The 20,536-nt window shown below is 72.1% G+C and carries 18 protein-coding genes; 15 read left to right on the plus strand and 3 right to left on the minus strand.

From position 1 onward, the window contains the following. The first annotated feature begins 155 nt into the window (after nucleotides 1-155). Nucleotides 156-1,286, plus strand: coding sequence for an MFS transporter (locus tag ABL310_RS12595; RefSeq protein WP_349367360.1), 1,131 nt, complete (start codon nucleotides 156-158; stop codon nucleotides 1,284-1,286). 83 nt (nucleotides 1,287-1,369) lie between these two features. Beyond that, nucleotides 1,370-2,155: an exodeoxyribonuclease III gene (gene xth, locus ABL310_RS12600; RefSeq protein WP_349367361.1), complete on the plus strand. Its 786-nt coding sequence runs from the start codon at nucleotides 1,370-1,372 to the stop codon at nucleotides 2,153-2,155. A gap of 18 nt (nucleotides 2,156-2,173) precedes the next feature. On the opposite strand, the gene ppc is transcribed toward xth, so the two are convergent. Then, entirely contained in the window at nucleotides 2,174-4,969 is a 2,796-nt protein-coding gene (gene ppc, locus ABL310_RS12605; protein WP_349367362.1) for a phosphoenolpyruvate carboxylase, read from the minus strand. A gap of 91 nt (nucleotides 4,970-5,060) precedes the next feature. Beyond that, nucleotides 5,061-6,308, minus strand: a complete 1,248-nt coding sequence (locus tag ABL310_RS12610) for a Coenzyme F420 hydrogenase/dehydrogenase, beta subunit C-terminal domain (protein ID WP_349367363.1) — start codon at nucleotides 6,306-6,308, stop codon at nucleotides 5,061-5,063. A gap of 157 nt (nucleotides 6,309-6,465) precedes the next feature. Here ABL310_RS12610 and ABL310_RS12615 point away from each other — a divergent pair, with 157 nt between their 5' ends. From ABL310_RS12615 to ABL310_RS12665, 11 genes are all read left to right on the plus strand, one after another. Further along, nucleotides 6,466-7,362, plus strand: a complete 897-nt coding sequence (locus tag ABL310_RS12615) for a LysR family transcriptional regulator (RefSeq protein WP_349367364.1) — start codon at nucleotides 6,466-6,468, stop codon at nucleotides 7,360-7,362. 113 nt (nucleotides 7,363-7,475) lie between these two features. Then, nucleotides 7,476-8,264, plus strand: a complete 789-nt coding sequence (locus tag ABL310_RS12620) for a putative hydro-lyase (RefSeq protein WP_349367365.1) — start codon at nucleotides 7,476-7,478, stop codon at nucleotides 8,262-8,264. Nucleotides 8,265-8,323: 59 nt separating this feature from the next. Continuing rightward, nucleotides 8,324-9,385, plus strand: coding sequence for a TRAP transporter substrate-binding protein (locus tag ABL310_RS12625; protein WP_349367366.1), 1,062 nt, complete (start codon nucleotides 8,324-8,326; stop codon nucleotides 9,383-9,385). Between the two features lie 160 nt (nucleotides 9,386-9,545). After that, entirely contained in the window at nucleotides 9,546-10,124 is a 579-nt protein-coding gene (locus ABL310_RS12630) for a TRAP transporter small permease (protein ID WP_349367367.1), read from the plus strand. Next, the gene (locus ABL310_RS12635; protein ID WP_349367368.1) at nucleotides 10,121-11,416 is read left to right on the plus strand and encodes a TRAP transporter large permease; all 1,296 of its coding nucleotides are present in this window, start codon (nucleotides 10,121-10,123) and stop codon (nucleotides 11,414-11,416) included. The genes ABL310_RS12630 and ABL310_RS12635 overlap by 4 nt, the downstream gene beginning before the upstream one ends. Before the next feature lie 11 nt (nucleotides 11,417-11,427). After that, nucleotides 11,428-12,120: a DUF2848 domain-containing protein gene (locus ABL310_RS12640; RefSeq protein ID WP_349367369.1), complete on the plus strand. Its 693-nt coding sequence runs from the start codon at nucleotides 11,428-11,430 to the stop codon at nucleotides 12,118-12,120. Between the two features lie 9 nt (nucleotides 12,121-12,129). Further along, the gene (locus ABL310_RS12645) at nucleotides 12,130-12,942 is read left to right on the plus strand and encodes a hypothetical protein (protein WP_349367370.1); all 813 of its coding nucleotides are present in this window, start codon (nucleotides 12,130-12,132) and stop codon (nucleotides 12,940-12,942) included. Between the two features lie 307 nt (nucleotides 12,943-13,249). Then, nucleotides 13,250-13,999 (plus strand): Crp/Fnr family transcriptional regulator, encoded by a 750-nt coding sequence (locus tag ABL310_RS12650; RefSeq protein WP_349367371.1) that lies wholly within the window; start codon nucleotides 13,250-13,252, stop codon nucleotides 13,997-13,999. Between the two features lie 63 nt (nucleotides 14,000-14,062). Then, nucleotides 14,063-15,742, plus strand: a complete 1,680-nt coding sequence (locus ABL310_RS12655; protein WP_349367372.1) for a methyl-accepting chemotaxis protein — start codon at nucleotides 14,063-14,065, stop codon at nucleotides 15,740-15,742. A gap of 22 nt (nucleotides 15,743-15,764) precedes the next feature. Continuing rightward, nucleotides 15,765-16,199: a BLUF domain-containing protein gene (locus tag ABL310_RS12660; protein WP_349367373.1), complete on the plus strand. Its 435-nt coding sequence runs from the start codon at nucleotides 15,765-15,767 to the stop codon at nucleotides 16,197-16,199. 204 nt (nucleotides 16,200-16,403) lie between these two features. Further along, nucleotides 16,404-16,604, plus strand: coding sequence for a DUF2892 domain-containing protein (locus ABL310_RS12665; RefSeq protein ID WP_349367374.1), 201 nt, complete (start codon nucleotides 16,404-16,406; stop codon nucleotides 16,602-16,604). A gap of 4 nt (nucleotides 16,605-16,608) precedes the next feature. On the opposite strand, the gene ABL310_RS12670 is transcribed toward ABL310_RS12665, so the two are convergent. Further along, nucleotides 16,609-17,928: a lipopolysaccharide biosynthesis protein gene (locus tag ABL310_RS12670; RefSeq protein WP_349367375.1), complete on the minus strand. Its 1,320-nt coding sequence runs from the start codon at nucleotides 17,926-17,928 to the stop codon at nucleotides 16,609-16,611. A 340-nt stretch (nucleotides 17,929-18,268) separates the two neighbouring features. Between ABL310_RS12670 and asnB the strand changes: the two genes are divergently transcribed. Beyond that, nucleotides 18,269-20,227, plus strand: a complete 1,959-nt coding sequence (gene asnB / locus ABL310_RS12675; protein WP_349367376.1) for an asparagine synthase (glutamine-hydrolyzing) — start codon at nucleotides 18,269-18,271, stop codon at nucleotides 20,225-20,227. 33 nt (nucleotides 20,228-20,260) lie between these two features. Beyond that, nucleotides 20,261-20,521: an acyl carrier protein gene (locus ABL310_RS12680; RefSeq protein ID WP_349367377.1), complete on the plus strand. Its 261-nt coding sequence runs from the start codon at nucleotides 20,261-20,263 to the stop codon at nucleotides 20,519-20,521. Nucleotides 20,522-20,536: the final 15 nt, after the last annotated feature.

The following is a 20,536-nucleotide window of genomic DNA, read 5'->3' on the forward strand; positions in this document are numbered from 1 at the left end:
ATCGCCTGCGACGAAAGTAGCAGGCTCGCTGCGCCGCGCAATGGGCGTGCAGGCAGAGCCGCGCGGCAGCCTCGACGTGCGCGCGCCGTCATGATCCGACAGTCCTCTCGAGCACCGAAGGCGTACCCGCGTTGCGCACTCGATCCTCTCTCGGAATGGCCGTTCTCGGCGCCTTCCTGCTCGCCGTCACCTACGGCCTCGCGCGGTTCGTCTTCGGGCTGTTCCTGCCGGCGATCCGCAGCGACCTCGGTCTCGGCGCGACCGCCGCTGGGGTCGTCGGCGCTTTGCCCTTCGTGAGCTTCCTCGGCGCCGTGCTGATCGGGCCGGCGGTCGCCCGCAGGCTCGGGACGCGGCTCGCCGGCGGGCTCGCCGTCGGCCTCGCGGCGGCCGGCCTCGTCGCCATCGCCACCGCGCCGGGCGTGCTCGTGCTCGGGATCGGCGTCGCCGTGTGCGGAATCAGCACCGGCCTGTCGTCGCCGGTCCTGGCCCGGGCCGTGCGGCTGGCCGTGCGCCCGCAGCTGCGCGGCCGGGTGAACGCCGTGCACAATGCCGGCACGAGCCTCGGCGTCGCGCTCGGCACGCCGGCGATGATCTGGCTCCTCGGCGCCTGGCGCTCGGCCTACCTGGCCTTCGCGGTCGTCGCCGTCCTGGGCGCCGTCGCGGCGCTGGTCTTCCTGCCGCGCGGCCGGGAGGGAGGCGCCGCGCTCGGCGGGCGCGGCGCGCCGCCCTGGCCGAGCGGCGCGCAATGGCGGCGGGTCGCGCGGCTCGCCGCGCTGGCCGGCGCCATGGGCCTCGTCAGCAGCATCTATTGGGTGTTCGCCCCGGACCTCGTGGTCAACGAAGGCGGCCTGACGGACCGGGACAGCGCCTGGATGTGGCTCGCGATCGGGCTCGCGGGCCTCTCGGGCGGCGGCGCCGGCGACCTGATCGACCGGTTCGGCCCGGGCCGGACGCATGCGCTGGCGCTCGCCCTGATGGGCGGCTCGCTCGGCCTCGCCGCCGCGGCGCCCGGCGATTTCGGCCTCGCGCTGGTCTCCGCTGCGGGCTTCGGCGCCGCCTACATGACCCTTACCGGCTTCTACCTGGTCCGCGGCGTCCGGACGATGTCGGAGCGGCCGGCTCTCGGCCCGGTCCTGCCGCTCTCCGCGACGACCATCGGGCAGGCGCTGGGCTCGCCGCTCGCGGGCTGGACCATCGACGCCGCCGGCTACACGCTCGCCTTCGGCGGCTTCGCGGCCTTCGGGCTCGTCGCGGCCGTGGCGTCGGGACGCCTCGCCGCGCGCTGACGCGGGACGCGCCCCTCTTGCCATCGGCGCGCGCCTGGCCGAAGAAACGACGCCCGCCCGCAGCTCCGCTTCCCGAGGCCCCGATGCGCGTCACCAGCTGGAACGTCAACTCGATCCGCCAGCGGCTCGACCACCTCCTCGCCTTCCTGAAGGACGAGGCGCCGGACGTGCTGTGCCTGCAGGAGCTGAAGACGACGGAGGAGAACCTGCCGGTCGCCGAGATCGAGGGCGCCGGCTACAACGTCGCGGCGCTCGGGCAGAAGGGCTTCAATGGCGTCGCGATCCTCTCGAAGCGCCCGCTCGAGGACGTCCGCAAGGGCCTCCCCGGCGACGACGAGGACAGCCAGGCCCGCTACATCGAGGGCGTGGTCTCGACGGAGGGCGGCGGGGTCGTGCGCGTCGCCTCGATCTACCTGCCGAACGGCAATCCCGTGGACGGGCCGAAATACCCCTACAAGCTCGCCTTCATGGACCGGCTGACCGCCCATGCCAGGGAGCTCCTGGCGCTCGAGGAGCCGCTCGTGCTCGCCGGGGACTACAACGTCATCCCCGAGCCGCGCGACGCCGCCGATCCGGCCGCCTGGGAGGGCGACGCGCTGTTCCTGCCGCAGACCCGCGCGAAGTTCCGCCAGCTCCTGGCGCTCGGCCTCACCGACGCGCTGCGCGCCTGCGACGACGTGGATGGTCGCTACACGTTCTGGGACTATCAGGCGGGCGCCTGGCAGCGGAACAAGGGCATCCGCATCGACCACCTGCTGCTCTCCCCCCAGGCCGCCGACCGGCTCGCGGGCGTGACCATCCACAAGAGCGAGCGTGCGAAGGAGAAGCCCTCCGACCACGTGCCGATCACGGCGCGGCTCGACCTCTGAGGAGCACGGCCTCTCCCCTCACCCCGAGTTCCGCAGGCCCGCCGCCACGCCGTTGATCGTCATGTGGATGCCCTGCCTGACGCGGCGCTCCTCGTCGCCGGCGCGGTGGCGGCGCAGGAGCTCGACCTGCAGGTGGTTGAGCGGGTCGAGATAGGGAAAGCGGTTGCGGATCGAGCGCGCCAGCAGCGGGTTCGTCTCGAGCAGCGTCTTCTGGCCGGTGATGGCCAGCAGCAGGTCGATGGAGCGGCGCCATTCCTCGCGCAGCATGGGGAAGATGCGCCGGGCGAGCTCCTGGTCGGACACGAGCGAGGCGTAGCGCGAGGCGATCGCGATGTTCGACTTGGCGAGCACCATGTCCATGTTGGAGAGAAGCGCCTGGAAGAACGGCCATTCCCGGTGCATGGCCTGGAGCGTCTCCATCCGCTGCGGGTCCTCCGCGAGGAAGCCCTCCACCGCCGCGCCGAAGCCGTACCAGCCCGGCAGCATCAGGCGCGACTGGGCCCAGCCGAACACCCAGGGGATGGCGCGCAGGTCCTCGATCGCCCGCGAGTTCGTCCGCGAGGCCGGCCGCGAGCCGATGTTGAGGTTGGCGATCTCGCCGATGACGGTGGATTCCCAGAAATAGTCCTGGAAGCCCGGGGTCTCGTAGACGAGGGCCCGATAGGCGCCGAAGGCGCGGGCGGAGAGGTCCTCCATCACCTTGAGGTAGGCGTCGCGCGGGGCCGGGTCGTCGCCGTGGAGCAGGCTCGCCTCCATCGTGGCGGAGGCGATGATCTCGAGGTTGCGCCGCCCGAGCTCGGGCGTCGCGTATTTCGCGGCGATCACCTCGCCCTGCTCGGTGATGCGGATCGAGCCCTGCACGGCGCCGCCGGGCTGGGCGAGGATCGCCTGGTAGGAGGGCCCGCCGCCACGGCCGACCGTGCCGCCGCGGCCGTGGAACAGGCGCAGCCGCAGGCCGGTCTCGCGGAAGACCCGCACGAGGGCGATCTCGGCCTTGTAGAGCTCCCAGTTCGAGGTGAGGAAGCCGCCGTCCTTGTTCGAATCCGAATAGCCGAGCATCACCTCCTGGGTGCGCCCGCGGGTCTCGAGCAAAGCCCGGTACTCGAAGACCGAGAACAGCTCCGCCATGATCCGGGCGGAGGCCTGCAGGTCGCCGATCGTCTCGAACAGCGGCACGATGTCGAGGTCGAGCACGCCCTCGACCGGGCGCAGCAGGCCCGCCTCCTTGAGGAGGACGGCGACCTCGAGCACGTCGGAGACCGAATCCGCCTTCGAGATCACGTAGTGGCGCAGGGCCGCCTCGCCGTAGCGGGCGCGCGCCGCCGCCGCCTCGCGCACGATGGCGAGCTCGCCGGCGGTCTTCTCCGAATAGGTCACGTGCGGCGAGAAGAGCGGGCGCGGCGTCTTCAGCTCCTCGACGAGAAGCGCGACGCGATCGGCCTCCGAGAGCGCGAGATAATCGATCTCGGGCCGCGCCACCGCGAAGAGCTCGGCGATGGTGCGCTCGTGCACGTCCGAGTTCTGGCGCAGGTCGATCGTGGCGAGATGGAAGCCGAAGACCGAGACCGCGCGGCGCAGCATGCGCAGCCGCCCCCGGGCGAGCGCGCCCGAGCCGTTCGCCTCGAGCGAGCGCTTGATCGCGTCGAGATCGGCGCCGAAGGCGTCGACCGATGCATAGGGCTCGGCCGCCTCGGCCGCCGGCGTGCGGCACAGATCCGGGTGGCCGAGCGCCCGCGCCGTGGCGCACAGCCGCGCGTGGACATGCGCCAGCGCCCGGCGGTAGGGCTCGTTCTGGCGAAAGGCCGAGCGCTCGGGCGACGCGTCGGCGAGCGCCCGCACCTCGTCGGAGACGCCGACGAGCCGTTCGTCCAGCGGCAGCTCCGCGCTCAGCGCCTCCAGCGCGTCGATGTGATGCGAGAGCGCCTTGCGGCTCTGCAGGTGGAGGGCCTCGCGCAGCACCTCCGCGGTGACGAAGGGGTTGCCGTCACGGTCGCCACCGATCCAGGAGCCCATGCGCAGGAAGGCCGGCAGCTCGGACTCGCCGAGCCCCTCCCGCTTCAGCGCGTCCTCGAGCCCGGCGTAGAGGCGGGGCAGCTCGCCGAGAAACGTGTCGTCGTAATAGGAGAGCGCGTTGATCACCTCGTCGACGACGCGCAGCCGGGTGCTGCGCAGGATGGCGGTCTGCCAGAGCGTCAGCACGGCGCGGCGCATGTCCTCGTCGAGGTCGGCGCGCTCGTCCGGGGTGAGCGCGGGATTGTCGCGCTCCTTGAGCAGGCGGGCGACCTCCATCTCGCGGTCGATCGTCGACTTGCGGCGCACCTCGGTCGGATGCGCGGTGAGAACCGGCGAGATCTCGGCCTCGGCGAAGAAGCGCTCGAGGTCGCCGCGCCCGATCCCGGCCTCCTTGCACAGCGCGATGGTGCGGGCGAGCGTGCCCTCGCGCGGCTCGGAGAGCGCCTGCGCATGCGCCCGCGAGCGCCGCTGGCGATGTTGGTCCTCGGCGATGTTGGCGAGGTGGGAGAAATAGGAGAAGGCGCGGATGATCTGCAGGCTCGACTCGCGCGAGAGCGCGTCGAGCGTCGTCTGCAGCTCCCCGCGCGCGGCGGCATCCTCGTCGCGATGGAAGCGCAGGCTCGTCTGGCGGATGCGCTCGACGAGCTCGAACGTCGCCTCGCCTTCCTGGGCGCGCACGGTGTCGCCGAGCACCCGCCCGAGCAGGCGGATGTCTTCCCACAGCGGCCGATCCTTCTCTTCCGCGCGATCGACCGCGCCGATGGCGAGCCCGGTCCCGATTCCCTTCGCGTCGTCGGCCATGACCTCTCCCCGCGGCTTCGACTTTCGGCGCCCAGGGTGACCATTTTTGCGCCGCACGCAAGACGGGAGTGAGATCGAATGCGATAATGGGTCAGGGTTGCGTCTCGCCGCCGTCGCGCTCTCCCTCCCCCGGCGTGATCCCGTAGGGCGCCACCAGCCGCCAGACGTGATCGGGAATCATCGCCCGCATGCGCCGGCCGCGCGCGCGGCGCAGGTGGAGGACGGTCTCCACCGCCTTCATCTCGACGCGGGCGCGGGCGAATTCGAGGCCGCGGGGGCCGATGCGGGGCTGGAGCCAGGCGACGAGGGGGCGCACCCAGTTCGGCATCGACCGCAGCGGGAGGCCGCCGGCGGCGCGGGCGACGTTCGCGGCGAAGCCGGCCACCGCCGCCCGCCGCTTGCCGGCGGTGCCGCAGGCCTCGAGCGCGACCTCCTCGCCGAGCAGCGACACCAGCTCCTCGCCGCGGGCGTTGCGCACGATCAGCCATTGCTTCCCCTGCCCGCCCATGTAGCCTACCGTCACGTCGGCGAGCACGTTCGTGTAGTCGACGCAGGTGCGGCAGGTGAGCGGGAAGAAGTCGCTCGGCAGCTTCGAGATCGGCAGCTTCAGGAACGGCACGGTGCGCACCCGCCCGTCGTCGTGGCGGATCTCGACGCGGTAGTCGGCGCGGAACTCGAGATAGGAGATGGTCTCCGGCCGCGCGTCGAGGAGCGCCAGGAACTCGTGGAAGCGCTCGGTCGTGGTGTTGTCCGAGCAGGGCGTGCCGATGACGTAGAGCCGCTCGAAGCCGAGCTCGGCCTCGAGCGCCCGCAGCGCGTAGACCTGGCAGGGAATGCCGACGACGGCGAGGCGGGTGATCCCCTGCGCGCGGGCGGGCTCGAGCAGCGCCAGCAGCGGCGCGTAGCCCATGCGCATGCCCCGGCACTGGGCGAGCTGCGCGGGGTCGGTGACGAGGACGGGCACCGGCCGCCAGCGGTCGGCGGGGTCGGGCGCCATGGTGAGCACGGCCTCCACCGCCTTCGTCTCGAGCAGCCGCTCGGCGAGGCGCGTGGTGATCCCGGTCCATTGCGCGCCCTCCCGCGGCGCCCTCAAGGCGGCGCGGACCATGCGGCGGAAGGGGCCGAAATGCAGCTCGTCGGGCTTCCCGGGATCGCGGGCGCGGCCGTGGACCTGCCGCTCGAGCCGCGGATAGTCCGGCGCGATGAACTGGCAGGCGCGCCCGCACCGCTTCGGATCCGCCATGCGCGAGACGCCGCAATCGGTGCACAGGTCGCGATGCGGCGCGGGCGCGAGATCCGGCGCCGAAAGCCGCGCGGCGGTGTTCGCCGTTCCGTCCAAACGCCCCTCCCCGGCCGCGCCGTGCGATCCGTTCGGGGAGAGGCTAGCGGAGCGGTGCGCGGGCGTCCGCTTCGCAGGATTGCGGATGGACGGTGGGGCGCGCCCTTCCCCCTCCGCCCGCGCCGTGAGATGACCTCGACCGGGAGGGCGATCGGCCATGTTCGACATCCGCGACGCCGAGGTGGTGCGGGAGGTGGTGCGCTGCGGGGGGTTCCGCGCGGCGGCGGGGCGGCTGAACCTGACGCAGTCGGCCGTGTCGGCGCGGGTGTCGGGGCTGGAGGAGCGGCTCGGGATCACGATCTTCGACCGCAAGCGCCGGGGCGCGCGGCTCACGGCGCAGGGGCGCGCCTTCCTCGAGCAGGCGGCGCGGCTCGTCGTGCTGCGGGACACGATCGCCGAGGGCTTCGCCCCGCAGGCGGGCTTCGTCGGCACGCTGCGGATCGGGGTCGCCGAGACCATCGTGCACACCTGGCTCGCGGGCATGCTGACGCGCGTGCGCGACGTGCTGCCGAGGAGCCGCATCGAGCTCTCGGTCGAGACCTCGCCCGTGCTCGCGGCGAAGCTCCTCGACGACGAGATCGACGTCGCGGTGATGATGGCGGCGCTGACGCCGGCCGAGGCGATCGCGACGCCGCTCTACACCTGCCGGCTCGACTGGTTCGCGGCGCCCTCGCTCGCCCTGCCGGCGGGACCGCTCGATCCGGCGGCGCTCGCCGCGCATCCGATCATCACCTTCTCGCGGGGCACGCTGCCCTATGCCGAGCTCGAGCGGCGCCTGCCGCTCGACGGGCTGCCGCCGCCGCTGCTGCACGCCTGCGCCTCGCTGTCGACGACGCTGCACCTCGCCCGGGACGGGTTCGGCATCGGCCTCCTGCCCGCGCCGATGGCGGCGGGGGATCTCGCGCGGGGCGCGCTGCGGCGGGTCGAGACGACGGAGGCCGCGCACATGTCGGACCTCGCCTTCGCCGTCGCGCATCTGGCCCGGCAGGACCGCGCGGCCATGGCGGCCTTGGTCGAGGCGGCGCGGGAGGCGATCGCGGAGCAGCCCGCGTGATCGACTGAAGAGATCGTCATGATCAGTTTTTGATCGATTGACGCGATTTGGAGGCGGTGGAACACTTTCCCCATCGTGAGGCCCGCCCGCGGGCCGATCAGGGGAGAGCCGCGATGGACCGGATCGAGAGCCCCGACGAGCTGCGCCGGCAGGTCCGCGCCGGCGCCTTCCGGCGACCCACGACCGGCCACGCGCCCGGCTTCCTGCAGGGCAACCTCGCCATCCTGCCTCAGGCCTTCGCCGCGGATTTCCTCGCCTTCTGCGCCAAGAACCCGAAGCCCTGCCCGCTGCTCGGCGTCTCCGAGCCCGGCGACCCGCGCCTGCCCGCGCTCGCCGAGGACCTCGACATCCGCACCGACGTGCCGGGCTACCGCGTCTTCCGCAACGGCGGCGAGCCGGAGCGGGTCGGCGATCTGCGCGCGCTGTGGCGCGAGGACCTCGTGACCTTCGTGCTCGGCTGCTCGTTCTCGTTCGAGGAGAGCCTGGCGCGGGCGCGCATCCCGGTGCGGCACATCGCGGCCGGGCGGAACGTGCCGATGTACGTGACCAATCTCGAGACGCACCGCGCCGGCCCCTTCGGCGGACCGATGGTGGTGTCCATGCGCGCCTTCGCGCCGGCGGACGCGATCCGCGCCGTCGTGCTCTCCGAGCGTCAGCCGCTGGCCCACGGCGCGCCGGTCCATTTCGGCGACCCGGCGGCGATCGGCATCCGCGATCTCGCCGATCCCGAGTTCGGGGATCCGCCGGTCATGGCGCCGGGGGACGTCCCCGTGTTCTGGGCCTGCGGGGTCACGCCCCAGGTCGCGATCCGCGGGGCCCGGCCCGATCTCGCGATCACCCACGAGCCGGGACACATGCTCGTCACCGACCGTCCGGCGGAGGGGGCCGGCATCGGCCTGTGACGCCGACCGCTTTCGAGACGCGCTCGGGAGAGCGCGAAACAAGAGGGGAGACGAAAACCATGCACGCGATGATGAAGCGCAGCCTGCTCGCCGGCGCGAGCCTTCTCGTGGCGGCCTCCGCCGTCCAGGCGCAGGAGATCGACGAGGTCACGCTGTCGGTCGTCGGCTCCTGGTCGAGCCTGCCGCTCTACCAGAAGTTCGAGGAGCCGTTCTGGACCGAGCACCTGCCGGAGGCCTCCGACGGCGCGATCACGGTCGAGATGACGACCTTCAACCAGCTCGGCTCGTCGGGCGGCGACGTGTTCCGGCTCCTCTCCGAGGGCGTCTTCGACGTCGGCATGACGGTGGCGGACTACACGGTCGCCGACGCGCCGGAGCTCGAGGGCCTGGACGTGCCGCTCATCGCGACCGACGCCGCCGCGGCGCGCGAGGCGGTGGACGCCGCGCGGCCGATGGTCGAGGACATCATGCGCGAGCGCTTCGGCGCGAAGCTCCTGGCCATCGCCCCCTATCCGCCGCAGGTCGTCTTCTGCAACGACGAGCTCTCCTCGCTCGCCGATCTCGAGGGCCGCAAGGTCCGCGGCTCGGGCCGCATGACGACGCAGTTCCTCGAGGCGCTGGGCGCCGAGGGCATCAACCTCGCCTTCTCGGAGGTGCCGGGCGCGCTCGAGCGCGGCATCGTCGACTGCGCCATCACCGGCGCGGGCTCGGGGCTCTCCGCCGGCTGGTGGGAGAGCGCCGACTACCTGATGACGCTGCCGCTCGGCGGCTGGGACCCGGTCGTCACCGCCATGAACCTGGAGCGCTGGGAAAGCCTCTCGCCGGCGACGCAGGAGTTCCTGACGGCGCAGATCTCGGAGCATTTCGAGGGCCCGGCCTGGGCCGACGCGCAGGGCGCGCTCGAGCGCGACGTCGCCTGCCTCACCGGCGGCGAATGCGCGGTGGAGACCGAGGCGGCGATGACGCTGGTCGAGGCGAGCGAGGAGGACCGGCAGACCGCGCTCGCGGTGCTGCAGGAGACGGTGCTCCCCGACTGGGCCGAGCGCGCCGGCGACGAATGGGCCACGCGCTGGAACGAGAGCGTCGGCGCCGCGACCGGCGTGGAGATCCCGCTGAACTGAGCGGCAGCATCGGCGCCGGCATCTCCCCGCAGGGGAGGTGGACCGCGCGGAGCGCGGGCCGGAGGGGACCGCAGGTGCTGCGCGCCCCACCCGCCGGCCTGCGGCCGTCGACCTCCCCTGCGGGGAGGTGGCGGCTTCGCCCGATAACGAGGACACCCCCATGCCGGACGCCTCCCCCCCGCCCTGGCCGCTGCGCCTCGTCGCTGTGCTGGCGCGGATCAACCGGGGCATCGCCATCGTCTGCGGGCTCGTGCTGCTCGTCGCGATGGCGCTGATCCTCGCCGAGATCGTCATGCGCCAGGCCGCCGGCCACGGCATCGGCGGGGCGGACGAGATCTCCGGCTACGTCATGGCCGGGATCGCGGCCTGGGGCTTCTCCTACGCGCTCGTCGAGCGCGCGCACGTGCGCATCGACGTGCTGACGGGGCGCCTCCCGCTCCCGGGGCGCTCGATCTTCGATCTCGTGGCGCTCGCCGGGCTCACGGCGGTGGCGGGGACCGTCACAGCCTATGGCTGGCGCGTGCTGGAGACCACGCTGTCGCGCGGCTCGCGGGCGAACACGCCGCTCGAGACGCCGCTGTGGATCCCGCAATCGATCTGGCTCTCGGGCTGGGCCTGGCTCACGCTGGTCGCGGCGCTCCTGACGCTCGCCACCGCCGCCCTCGTCGCCACGGGACGCTTCCGCGAAGCCGAGCGCGCCGCCGGCGTCGCGGCGGAAGCCGGAGGAGACACGCCGTGATCGTCTCGGTCGCCTCCGCGCTGCTGGCGCTGCTCGCCCTCTCGCTTCCCGTCGGCGTGGTGCTGTTCCTCCTCGGCTTCGGGGTGGACTGGTTCTTCTCCGCCTTTCCGCTGATGCGCGGCCTCGGCCAGGTGGTCTATTCCGCCTCCGATTCCTTTCTCCTGATCGCGATCCCCTTCTTCGTGCTGCTCGGCGAGATCCTGGTGCGGGCGGGGATCGCGGAGCGCACCTACAAGGCGCTCGACGCCTGGTTCTCCTGGCTGCCCGGCGGGCTGATCCACGCCAATATCGGGACCGCGACCATGTTCTCGGCGACGTCGGGCTCCTCCGTCGCCACCGCGGCGACGGTCGCGACCGTGGCGATGCCGCAGGCGCGGGCGCTCGGCTACGACCAGCGGCTCTTCGCCGGCGCCATCGCCGCGGGCGGCACGCTCGGCATCATGATCCCGCCCTCGATCAACCTGATCGTCTACGGCTTCCTCACCGAGAGCTCGATCCCCAAGCTGTTCCTCGCGGGCCTCGTCCCCGGCCTCGCCATGGCGGCGGTCTTCATGCTGATCACGGCCGTGCTATGCCGAGTGCGCCCCGAGCTCGGCGGCCCGAGCCGGCACGCCTCCTGGGGCGAGCGCGTGCGCGGGCTGCGCCATCTCCTGCCGCTCGTCGCGCTCTTCGCCGTCGTCATCGGCTCGATCTACCGTGGCTGGGCGACGCCCACCGAGAGCGCCGCCATCGGCGTCGCCATGGCGCTCGCCATCGCGGCGGCGAACCGGACGCTCACCCTCGCCGTTCTGATCGAGGCGCTGCTGGGCACCGTGAAGATCACGGCCATGGTGATGTTCGTCATCGTCGGCGCCTACTTCCTCAACTACACGCTCGGCGCCGCCGGGCTGGGGCGGGAGCTCACGGCGATGCTCGAGGGGCTGGGGCTCGGGCCCTACGGCACGCTCTTCGTCATCGTCGCCCTCTACATCGTGCTCGGCTTCTTCATCGAGACGATGGCGCTGATGATCGCGACGATCCCCATCGTCGTGCCGATCGTCGCGGGGCTCGACTTCGGCATGTCGCCGGGGGACGCCAAGATCTGGTTCGGCATCCTTCTGATCGTGCTCGTCGAGATGGCGCTGATCACGCCGCCGGTGGGGCTCAACCTCTACGTCGTGCACGGGTCCAACCCCGGCGGGCGCTTCTCCGACGTGATGATCGGCGCCGTGCCCTACGTGCTGGCCATGCTCGCCATGGTGGGCGTGCTGATCCTGTTCCCGTCGATCGCCCTGTTCCTCCCGAACCTGTGAGAGTGTCCCGAATGAGCGCCACGCTCGCCTTCGCCACGCCCGAGAACGGGCTCGTCGAGATCACCGTCACCCGCGCCGTCGTGGCCGGCTGGACCGCGCGCGACCGCGCCGCCGTCGACCACCACATCGCGGAGCTCGCGGAGATCGGCGTGCCCCCGCCCTCGACGGCGCCGCTCTACTACCGCGTCGCCGCCGCCCTCCTCACCCAGGAGGAGGCGATCGAGGTGGTGGGCGAGGCCACCTCGGGCGAGGTCGAGCCCGTGGTGATCGCCGACGCCGAGGGGCGGCCGTGGCTCACCGTCGGCTCGGACCACACCGACCGGGCGCTGGAGGCGACCTCGGTGGCGCTCTCCAAGCAGGTCTGCGCCAAGCCGATCGGGCGCACCGCCTGGCCGCTCGACGCGGTGGCGGATCGCCTCGACGGGCTGACCCTCACCTCCTTCGTCCAGGAGGGCGACGGCCGGGACTGGACGCCCTATCAGGCGGGCTCGCTCGCCGCGATCCGCCCGCTCGCCGAGCTGATCGCCGGCTGCCCGCTCGCGGAGAACGGCCGGCTGCCTCCGGGAACGGCGATGCTCTGCGGCACGCTGCCCGTCCTGTCCGGCGGCGTGCGCCCGGCCCACGCCATGCGCCTCGAGATCGCCGACGGCGAGCGGCGCCTCACCCACGGCTACGCCACGCGCGCCCTGCCCGTCGTGGCCTGAGGCCCGCCGGTGGGCCTCGACCTCGGCGTCTTTCTCGTCCGCGCCGCCGCGACGGCGGGGATCGTGATCGCGATCACGCTCGCCGTCGGCCGGCTCGGCGCGCGCCGCGGCGGCGTGCTCGCCGGGCTGCCGATCGTGCTCGGCCCGGGGTTCGTCGTGCTCGCGGCGACGGAGCCGGACGCCTATGTCGCCGAGGCCGCGACCTATGCGCTGCTCTCGCTGACCGCGACGCAGGCCTTCATGCTCGCCTATTCGGGCGTCGCGCGAGCGGGCGTCGGCGTGGCCGCGGCGCTCGCGGGCGCGGTGCTCGCCTGGCTCGCCTGCGCCGCCGTGTTCACGCAGGTCGAGGCCGGCGCCGTCGGAGCGCTGCTCGCGTTCCTCGCCGCGACGGCGCTTTCGCACGCCGCGCACCGGCGCCTCGCGCTGGTCGAGACCCCGGTCCGCGGCCGGGACGGGCCCGCCCTCCTCCTCATGCGCGGAACGCTCGCCGGCGCGCTCGTCGGCGCGGTGACGGCCGCTTCCTCGTGGCTGGGCCCCGCCCTCGCGGGTCTCGCCATGGCCTATCCCGTCGGCATGACGGTGATCGCCGCGACCATCCACCGGCGTCACGGCGCGCCGACGGCGATCGCGACGCTCGGCGCCGTCGCGATCGGAACCGGGAGCCTCGCGGCCTTCTGCCTCGCGATCGCCGTGCTGGCGCTGCCGCTGGGAGCGGGAATCGCCACGGCGACGGGCCTCGCCGGCGCCATGGCGACGACGGCCGTCCTGTTTCGCGCGAGCCGGGCGCGGGCCCCGCCCGCCGACGAGCGGCCGCGGCGCTGAGGCGCCCGCCCGCCTCCCGCGGCCACGTGCATTCGAAGCCCGATGACGCGCTTTCGGTTGCAGAACGGAAGAGAAGCGCGTATTCTTGCGTCCGGTTCGCTGGAATCAGAGGTCGGCGGCTCGCGAGGCGCGCGTCGGTGGGGACGGCGTCGCCAGGTAATCCGTCCGACGGATGTACAAGCGAGCAATGCGCGAAGCACAAGTTACGTAAAGTTAGGTTTCGCTTTACGCTCAAGCATTTGCGTCATAGCCGGCGAGGGTCTATCACGATACGAAAAACCCGTCACAGAGCGGAAGAGGGGATGTCATGACGCGCCGGCACTACAAAAATCGTTGTCTCGCCTTCCTGCCGGATGCGGATCTCGAACGTCTCGAGCGAAGGCTGCAGCCGGTGACGTTCGAGATCGGGGACGTCGTGCTCGAGCCCGATCAGCCGATCGCCCGCGTCGTCTTCCTGGAAAGCGGCCTCGTCTCGTACGTGACCGTGATGGAGGACGGATCGTCCGTCGAGAGCCTGACGATCGGTCCCGAGGGCGCGATCGGCCTGATGGGCGGCACGGGCGCACCGCATACGCTGCGTCAGGCGCGCGTGAGCGTCGAGGGCCACGGCTTCGCCCTGCCGCTCGCGGACATGCAGGCCGCGATGCTCGAGAGCCCGATGCTGCGGGAGATGGTGCTGCGGGCGAATGCGGCGACGATCGGCAAGCTCCTGCAGCTCGTGGCCTGCAATGCCAAGCACGGGCTCGAGCAGCGTTTCGCGCGGCGTCTCCTCGCCTGCTGCGACGCGTCCGACGCGCGTCGCTTCGCGCTGACGCAGGAAGCCCTGGCCGAGACCCTCGGCGTGCGCCGCACCAGCGTCACCGCCGCCGCCCGGACGCTGCGGGCGGAGGGTTTGATCGGCTACCGTCACGGCCGCGTGTGGATCGAGAATCCGCAGGGGCTGGAGGCACGAGCCTGCGAGTGCCGGGCGGTGATTCGCGCGGATCTCGAATCGCTGCTCCCGCTCGACGCGCCCGCGCCGGTCCAGCCGAAAATCGGAAACGTCGCAAGCCGTTAAAGGCGAATTAGGCTCTGCTCGCTATCCCTTTTAGCAAATCCTGCCTAAGGGGAAGCATAAGCAATGTCGCGTTTCGCTCGGTTGTCGATCTCGATCAAGCTGATGATCCCGATCGCGTTGTTCGTGGTTCTCACGGCCGCGATCGGCCTCTTCGCCGTTCTTCAGCTCGGGGCCCTGAACGCCACCACGCAGCAGGTGGTCGAGGACGATGCGGAAACGCTCTATCTCGCGGCGCGCGTCTCCGAGAACATGACTCGTTCGCAGCTCGCCGCGTACGAGATCATGTGGGCCTCGAGCGAGGCCGAGCGGACGCGGCTGACCGAGCTGCAAGGCGCCGAGCTGGCGGAAGCGCAGCGTCGCCTCGCCAGCCTCGCGACGCTGCGCCCCGGGCCGCAGACGAGCGAGATCGTCTCGAGCCAGCAGATGTACGCGGAGACCCTAGCGCAGGTGGCCTCGATCGCGCTCGCCAGCGGCCCCGAGGCCGCCCAGGCGACGCTCGAGATGGTGGCCGTTCCCCTCTTCGAGCGCATCGACGAGGTGCTGGAAGAGGTCGTCATGACGCAGCGCCGCAATCTCGGCACAGCCGCCGAAAGCTCGCAATCGGCCTTCGAGCAGAGCCGGCTGACGACGCTCGCCGTCGTCGCCATCGGCGCGATCCTGGCGGCCGTGATCGCGTTCGTGCTCGTGCGCGTTCAGGTGGCCGGTCCCGTGCGCGCGATGACCGGGACCATGGCGCGTCTCGCCGAGGGCGACCTCTCCGTCGAGGTGCCGAGCGCCGGGCGCGGCGACGAGATCGGCGCCATGGCGCGCGCCGTCGGCGTGTTCAAGGAGAGCGCCCTCGAGCGCGAGCGCCTCGCCGCGGCCGAGCAGGCGGAGCAGGCGGCCAAGGAGCGCCGTGCCGAGACGCTCGATGCGCTGATGCGCGGCTTCGAGGGCAAGACGAAGGCTCTCGTCGAGACCCTCTCAGCCGCGGCCGGCGAGATGGAGAAGACCGCCCGCGCCATGTCCTCGACGGCCGAGGAGGCGACCTCCCGGACCGCCGCCGTCGCAGCGTCCGCCGAGCAGACCTCCGCCAACGTCCAGACCGTCGCCGTCGCCACCGAGGAGCTCGCCGCCTCCGCCAAGGAGATCGGCGCGCAGGTGACCCATTCGGCCGAGATCGCCAGGACCGCCGTCGCCCGGGCCTCCGAGACCAACGCCACGGTCGAGGCTCTCGACGAGAGCGCGAGCCGGATCGGCGACGTCGTCGAGCTGATCTCGCAGATCGCGGGGCAGACGAACCTCCTCGCGCTCAACGCCACGATCGAGGCGGCGCGTGCGGGCGAGGCCGGCAAGGGCTTCGCGGTGGTCGCCGCGGAGGTGAAGAATCTCGCCGAGCAGACCTCTCGCGCCACAGAGGAGATCGCGGCCCAGATCTCCCGGATCCAGGGCTCGACCAAGGACGCGGTAGCCGCCATCCAGGGCATCGGCACGACGATCTCCGAGGTCAGCGACATCGCGACCGCCATCGCCTCGGCGGTGGAGGAGCAGCAATCCGCGACCCGCGAGATCGCCCGCAACGTGTCGGAAGCCGCCCGCGGCACCGAGGAGGTGACCGGCAACATCGGCGACGTCCAGGGCGCCGCCAGCCAGACCGGGGCCGCCGCCGCGCAGGTCCTGTCCGCGGCGGACGCGCTGGCGCGCGACACGGACGCGCTCGCGAGCGAGGTGCAGACCTTCCTCACCGAGATCAAGGCCGCCTGAGCCCCAGCCGAGAGTGCGCCTCGTGACGAGCACCGTGCCGACTCGCCTCGTCTATCACAGCCGCATCGCCGAGGGCGTGGATGCCGCGGAGCTGGCGGCGATCGTCGAGGCGAGCCGGAACCGCAACAGAACGGCCGGGATCACCGGCGGCCTGGTCCTGTACCGCGGCGTGTTCATGCAGGCGCTGGAGGGAGACTCGGTCGCGATCGGCGATCTCTTCCTGCGGCTGCTCGACGATCCCCGCCACGAGGCGGTGACGCTGGTGCAGCTCGCGCCCGTCGCCGAGCGAACCCTGCCCGAGGTCTGGCTCTCGCTCCTCGACGACGAGGACGCGGTCGAGGAGCTGCTCGCCCGCCACGACCTGCGGCCTCCCTTCGATCCGCGCGCTCTCGACGCCGACGCCATGACGCGGCTGGTGTCGGACGCCTGCCTCGCCAGGGCCTATCTTCTCGATTGACGACGGCCGCGCTCGCAAAGCGCGCGACCAGTTCCCATATCGACGGCATCGGCCTCCAAAGGGTCGAGACCCGAACTCGGCGCGGCTCCCTCGTGGGCCGCGCCTTTTTTCGTCCGCGCTCCTCCGTGATCGCACGGACCCCGGCGGCTCTTGCCTCTCCTCTCTATTAGCTTATTCTAATGTTCACAGGAAAGGGAGGCTCACATGACCCTCGACAGGCTCGTTCTCGGTTTCGCCGGCTTCATGGTTCTCGTCTCGCTCGTGCTGACGCTGACCGTGTCGGTGCATTTCGTCTGGCTCACCGCCTTTGTGGGCGTGAACCTGATCCAGTCCTCGATCACCGGCTTCTGCCCCGCCGCGGCCCTGTTCCGCAGGCTCGGCGTCAGGCCCGGGACGGCGTTCTGATCGATCAGGCCGCGGCGGCGGCGCGGCGGCGGGCGGCCTCGCGCGCGAGCGTGAGGAGATCCGTCCCCGGCTCGCCGCGCCGACGCAGCACCATTGCGACCCCGATCTGCCAGGCGAGCGTCGCGAGAAAGACCGCGCCGGCGGCGCCGAGCGCGGCGTAGGTCGGGACGAGCAGGAGGCTCGCCGCGGCGAGCACCGCGAGCGCCATCACGCACAAGGCCGCATTCTGCGCCTGCGCCCCCGTCAGCGTCAGCATCGTGACGCTCGGGCCCGCGATCGCCCGCACGGCCTGCGCGGCCAGCAGCAGGACGAGCACCCCCGCCCCTGCCCCGAATTCCGGCCCGAACAGCCCGAGCACCGGCCCTCCCAGCGCGAGCGCGCCGAGCGTCGCCGCGAGCGTCGCCGCGACGGGCAGGATCACCGCCTTGCGCATGGCCGAGCCGAGCCGGGCGGCGTCGCCCGCGCGGCGAGCGTCGGCGAGATCGGGCGAGGCGACGTGGTGGGCGGCCTGCACGAGGAAGCCGACCAGGAAGGACAGCTTCAGGCACAAGCCGAATACGGCGGTGTCCGCCTTCGCCATCAGCGGCGCGGCGAGAACGATCGCGACGTCGGCGAAGGCGCCCACGAAGAGCGCCACGATGGCCGCTCCCCAGGCTTCGCGCCTCCAGCGACGGGACAGCCGGGGGCGAACCGGCGCCGACGGGACGCGCGGCACGAGCCGCGACGCGAGCGCGGTCTGCACCAGCGCGACGCCGGCCGTCACCGCCGCGAACAGCCCGATGACCAGCGGCCCGCTCGCGGGAGCGCCGAGCGCCGCGAGCGCGACGACACCCGCGAGGAAGAGCACGGGCCGCGCCAGCGATTCCGGAACGTAGGCGATGTCGAAGCGTCGGTTCGCGGCGGCGACCGCCGCCGAATGGCCCAGCATGGCCAGGAACGGCAGGCAGGCGGCGCCGATCAGCAGGCCGGCGCGGATCTCGCCGCTCTCGAACGGCCAGGCGAGCGCCACCCCGGCGAGCCCGGCGGCCGCGACGGCCGTGCCGAGGGCGGCATGCCGCGCCGCGGCGCGCACGAAGGCCGCCGTGAGCGAAGGCCGCTCCCGGTAGCGGGCGACGAAGCGGGTCGTCACCGCCGGGTAGCCCTGGATCGCGAGCATGGCGAGCACGGTGATCAGGCTCGTCACCGCATAGAACAGGCCGAGCGCCGTCGCGCCGAGATTCTTCGCCATCACGAGCTGCGCGAGGAAGCCCGCACCGGCCCCCACGAGGCGGACGGCGGTGACGGTCACGGAGGACGCGAACAGGCGTTCGATACGGCTCGGCACGGGCGGATCTCGCGCGCTCTCTGGCGGCAGGAGCCTCGACAGAACCTCCTGCCGAGTAAAGCCCGCGTAAAGCTCTCGGGCAGCTCCTGACGTTCCTTTCAGCCATGGGACGCGGGAAATCCAGGCCAACAATCCGCCTCGACAATTCGAGATCGCGGATCGCCGATCGAGGGCGCGGCTCAAGAGCCTGATCCGGCTTGCGAATTCTCCGATGCGAGGGATTTGAGTAAAATTGTATCGATCGTTGTTCACCAAAGCGAAAACTTTAATAAATCCTTTGCGGTCAAGCTCTTGCACCTGTCTCGTTTCGGGGCGACGTTGCCGACGGGAGGCTGACGTCATGTGCGGGATCGCCGGATACTTCGGAAGACTGGTTAACGCCGACGCGGCGCGCGACGCCGTCGCGCGCATGCTCGACGCCATCGCCCATCGCGGCCCGGACGGGCGCGGCGTGCGCGTGGCCGGAAACGGCGCGCTCGGCCACGTCCGTCTGTCGATCGTCGACATCGCCGGTGGCGCCCAGCCGCTGGTCGACGAGGCGGCGGACGTCGCGATCAGCTTCAACGGCGAGATCTTCAACCACGAGGAGCTGCGCCGCGACCTCGAAGCCCGCGGCCACCGCTTCCGCACCCGCTCGGACACCGAGGTGATCCTGCGCCTCTATCTCGAGAAGGGCGCGGATTGCCTCGCGGAGCTCAACGGCGATTTCGCCTTCGCCATCCAGGACGGGCGCAGCCGAACCCTGCTCATGGCCCGCGATCGCATGGGCGTGCGCCCGCTCTACTGGGTTCGCGGCCGCGACGGCCTGAGCTTCGCCTCCGAGATCAAGGCCCTCCTCGCCTGCGGCGCGGCGTCGGGCCGGCTCGACCCGCTCGGGCTCGCCGACGTGTTCACGCTGTGGCTGCCGCTCGCGCCGCGCACCCTCTTCGCCGACGTGAACGAATTGCCGCCCGGCCACATGCTGGTTGCGACGCCGGACAGCGTGCGCGTCTCGCGCTGGTGGGCGCCGTCCTACCCGACCCTGGAGGAAGACGCCGCCGCCCGCCGCAGCGAAGGCGCGATCGCGGAGGAGGTCGCCGCCCTCCTCGCCGACGCGACCCGGCTGCGCCTGCGCGCCGACGTGCCGGTGGGGGCCTACCTCTCCGGCGGGCTCGATTCCTCCATCGTCTCGTCCCTCGCGGCCGACGAGGTGGCCGAGCGGCTGCGCACCTTCTCGGTGACGTTCGAGAGCGCCGAGTTCGACGAGAGCGCCTTCCAGGAGGCCATGGTCGGGGCGCTCGGCACGGCGCACGACGCGACCCTCTGCCGGGGCGCGGATATCGCCGCCGACTTTTCCGAGGTGGTCCGCGCCGCCGAGCGGCCGATCCTGCGCACGGCGCCGGCGCCTCTCTACAAGCTCGCCCGGCACGTGCGCGAGAGCGGCTACAAGGTCGTCCTCACCGGCGAGGGCGCGGACGAGCTCTTCGGGGGCTACGACATCTTCAAGGAAGCGAAGATCCGCTCCTTTTGCGCGCGCCGCCCCGAGTCGCGCCTGCGCCCGCTCCTCTTCCGCCGGCTCTACCCGTACCTTCCGGCGCTGCAGGCGCAGAGCCCGGCCTATCTGAACGCCTTCTTCGGCATGGCGCTCGACCGCGCCGGAGACCCGCTGTTCTCGCATCTGCCGCGCTTCACCACGACGGCGCGCACGCAAGGCTTCTTCTCGCCGGAGCTGAAGCGGCTCGTGGGCGATTACGACCCGCTGCAGGCCCTGCGCGAGAGCCTGCCCGAGGCCTTCCACGGCTGGCACCCGCTCGCGCAGGCGCAGTATCTCGAGACCGCGCATCTGCTGCCCGGCTACATCCTCTCCGCCCAGGGCGACCGGGTGTCGATGGCGCATGCCGTGGAGGGGCGCTTCCCCTTCCTCGACCCGCGCGTCGTCGACGCGGCGGCGCGGATCCCGGCGCGGCTGAAGCTCAAGGGGCTGCGCGAGAAGCACATCCTGCGCGCGGCGCTCGGCCACCGCGTGCCGGCCGCGATCGGCGACCGCCCGAAGCAGCCCTACCGCGCGCCCGACAGCGCCGCCTTCTTCGGCGCGGAGCAACCCGCTTTCGTCCGCGAGCGGCTCTCGCCCGCGGCGCTCGCCGAGACGGGCCTGTTCCATCAGGGAGCCGTCGGCAAGCTCGTCTCCAAATGCGAGGCGGGCGGGGCGATGGGCTTCAAGGACAACATGGCGCTCGTCGGCGTGCTGTCGACGCAGCTGTTCCACCAGCACTTCCTCGCCGGCGCGCGCGGCCGCCCCGATGCGGCGCTCGGCGCCTGAACTTCTCCAACCCGACCCCGAGAGGCTGACACCATGACCATCGAGACGCAGATCCGCGGCTTCATCGCCGAGAACTTCCTCTTCACCGACGACGCGAGCGGCCTCGATGCCGAGGCCTCGCTGCTCGAGCAGGGCCTGATCGACTCGACCGGCGTGCTCGAGCTGGTCGCCTTCCTCGAGGACCGCCTCGGGCTCTCCGTCGCCGACGCCGAGATCGTGCCGGAGAACCTCGACAGCGTCGCGGCGCTCGTCGCCTTCGTGGCGCGCAAGCAGCAGGCCGCCGCGGCGGCGTGAACCCCGGGATCGGAG

The organism is Salinarimonas sp., from assembly GCF_040111675.1.
GTDB lineage: Bacteria > Pseudomonadota > Alphaproteobacteria > Rhizobiales > Beijerinckiaceae > Salinarimonas.

Bases quoted from the DNA above. Each gene is read 5' to 3' on its own strand.
- ABL310_RS12615 (WP_349367364.1), top strand. From the start codon at position 6,466: ATGTTCGACATCCGCGACGCCGAGGTGGTGCGGGAGGTGGTGCGCTGC.
- asnB (WP_349367376.1), top strand. From the start codon at position 18,269: ATGTGCGGGATCGCCGGATACTTCGGAAGACTGGTTAACGCCGACGCG.
- ABL310_RS12640 (WP_349367369.1), top strand. From the start codon at position 11,428: ATGAGCGCCACGCTCGCCTTCGCCACGCCCGAGAACGGGCTCGTCGAG.
- ABL310_RS12620 (WP_349367365.1), top strand. From the start codon at position 7,476: ATGGACCGGATCGAGAGCCCCGACGAGCTGCGCCGGCAGGTCCGCGCC.
- ABL310_RS12665 (WP_349367374.1), top strand. From the start codon at position 16,404: ATGACCCTCGACAGGCTCGTTCTCGGTTTCGCCGGCTTCATGGTTCTC.
- ABL310_RS12680 (WP_349367377.1), top strand. From the start codon at position 20,261: ATGACCATCGAGACGCAGATCCGCGGCTTCATCGCCGAGAACTTCCTC.
- ABL310_RS12630 (WP_349367367.1), top strand. From the start codon at position 9,546: ATGCCGGACGCCTCCCCCCCGCCCTGGCCGCTGCGCCTCGTCGCTGTG.
- ppc (WP_349367362.1), bottom strand. From the start codon at position 4,969: ATGGCCGACGACGCGAAGGGAATCGGGACCGGGCTCGCCATCGGCGCG.
- ABL310_RS12595 (WP_349367360.1), top strand. From the start codon at position 156: ATGGCCGTTCTCGGCGCCTTCCTGCTCGCCGTCACCTACGGCCTCGCG.
- ABL310_RS12655 (WP_349367372.1), top strand. From the start codon at position 14,063: ATGTCGCGTTTCGCTCGGTTGTCGATCTCGATCAAGCTGATGATCCCG.
- ABL310_RS12650 (WP_349367371.1), top strand. From the start codon at position 13,250: ATGACGCGCCGGCACTACAAAAATCGTTGTCTCGCCTTCCTGCCGGAT.
- xth (WP_349367361.1), top strand. From the start codon at position 1,370: ATGCGCGTCACCAGCTGGAACGTCAACTCGATCCGCCAGCGGCTCGAC.
- ABL310_RS12625 (WP_349367366.1), top strand. From the start codon at position 8,324: ATGCACGCGATGATGAAGCGCAGCCTGCTCGCCGGCGCGAGCCTTCTC.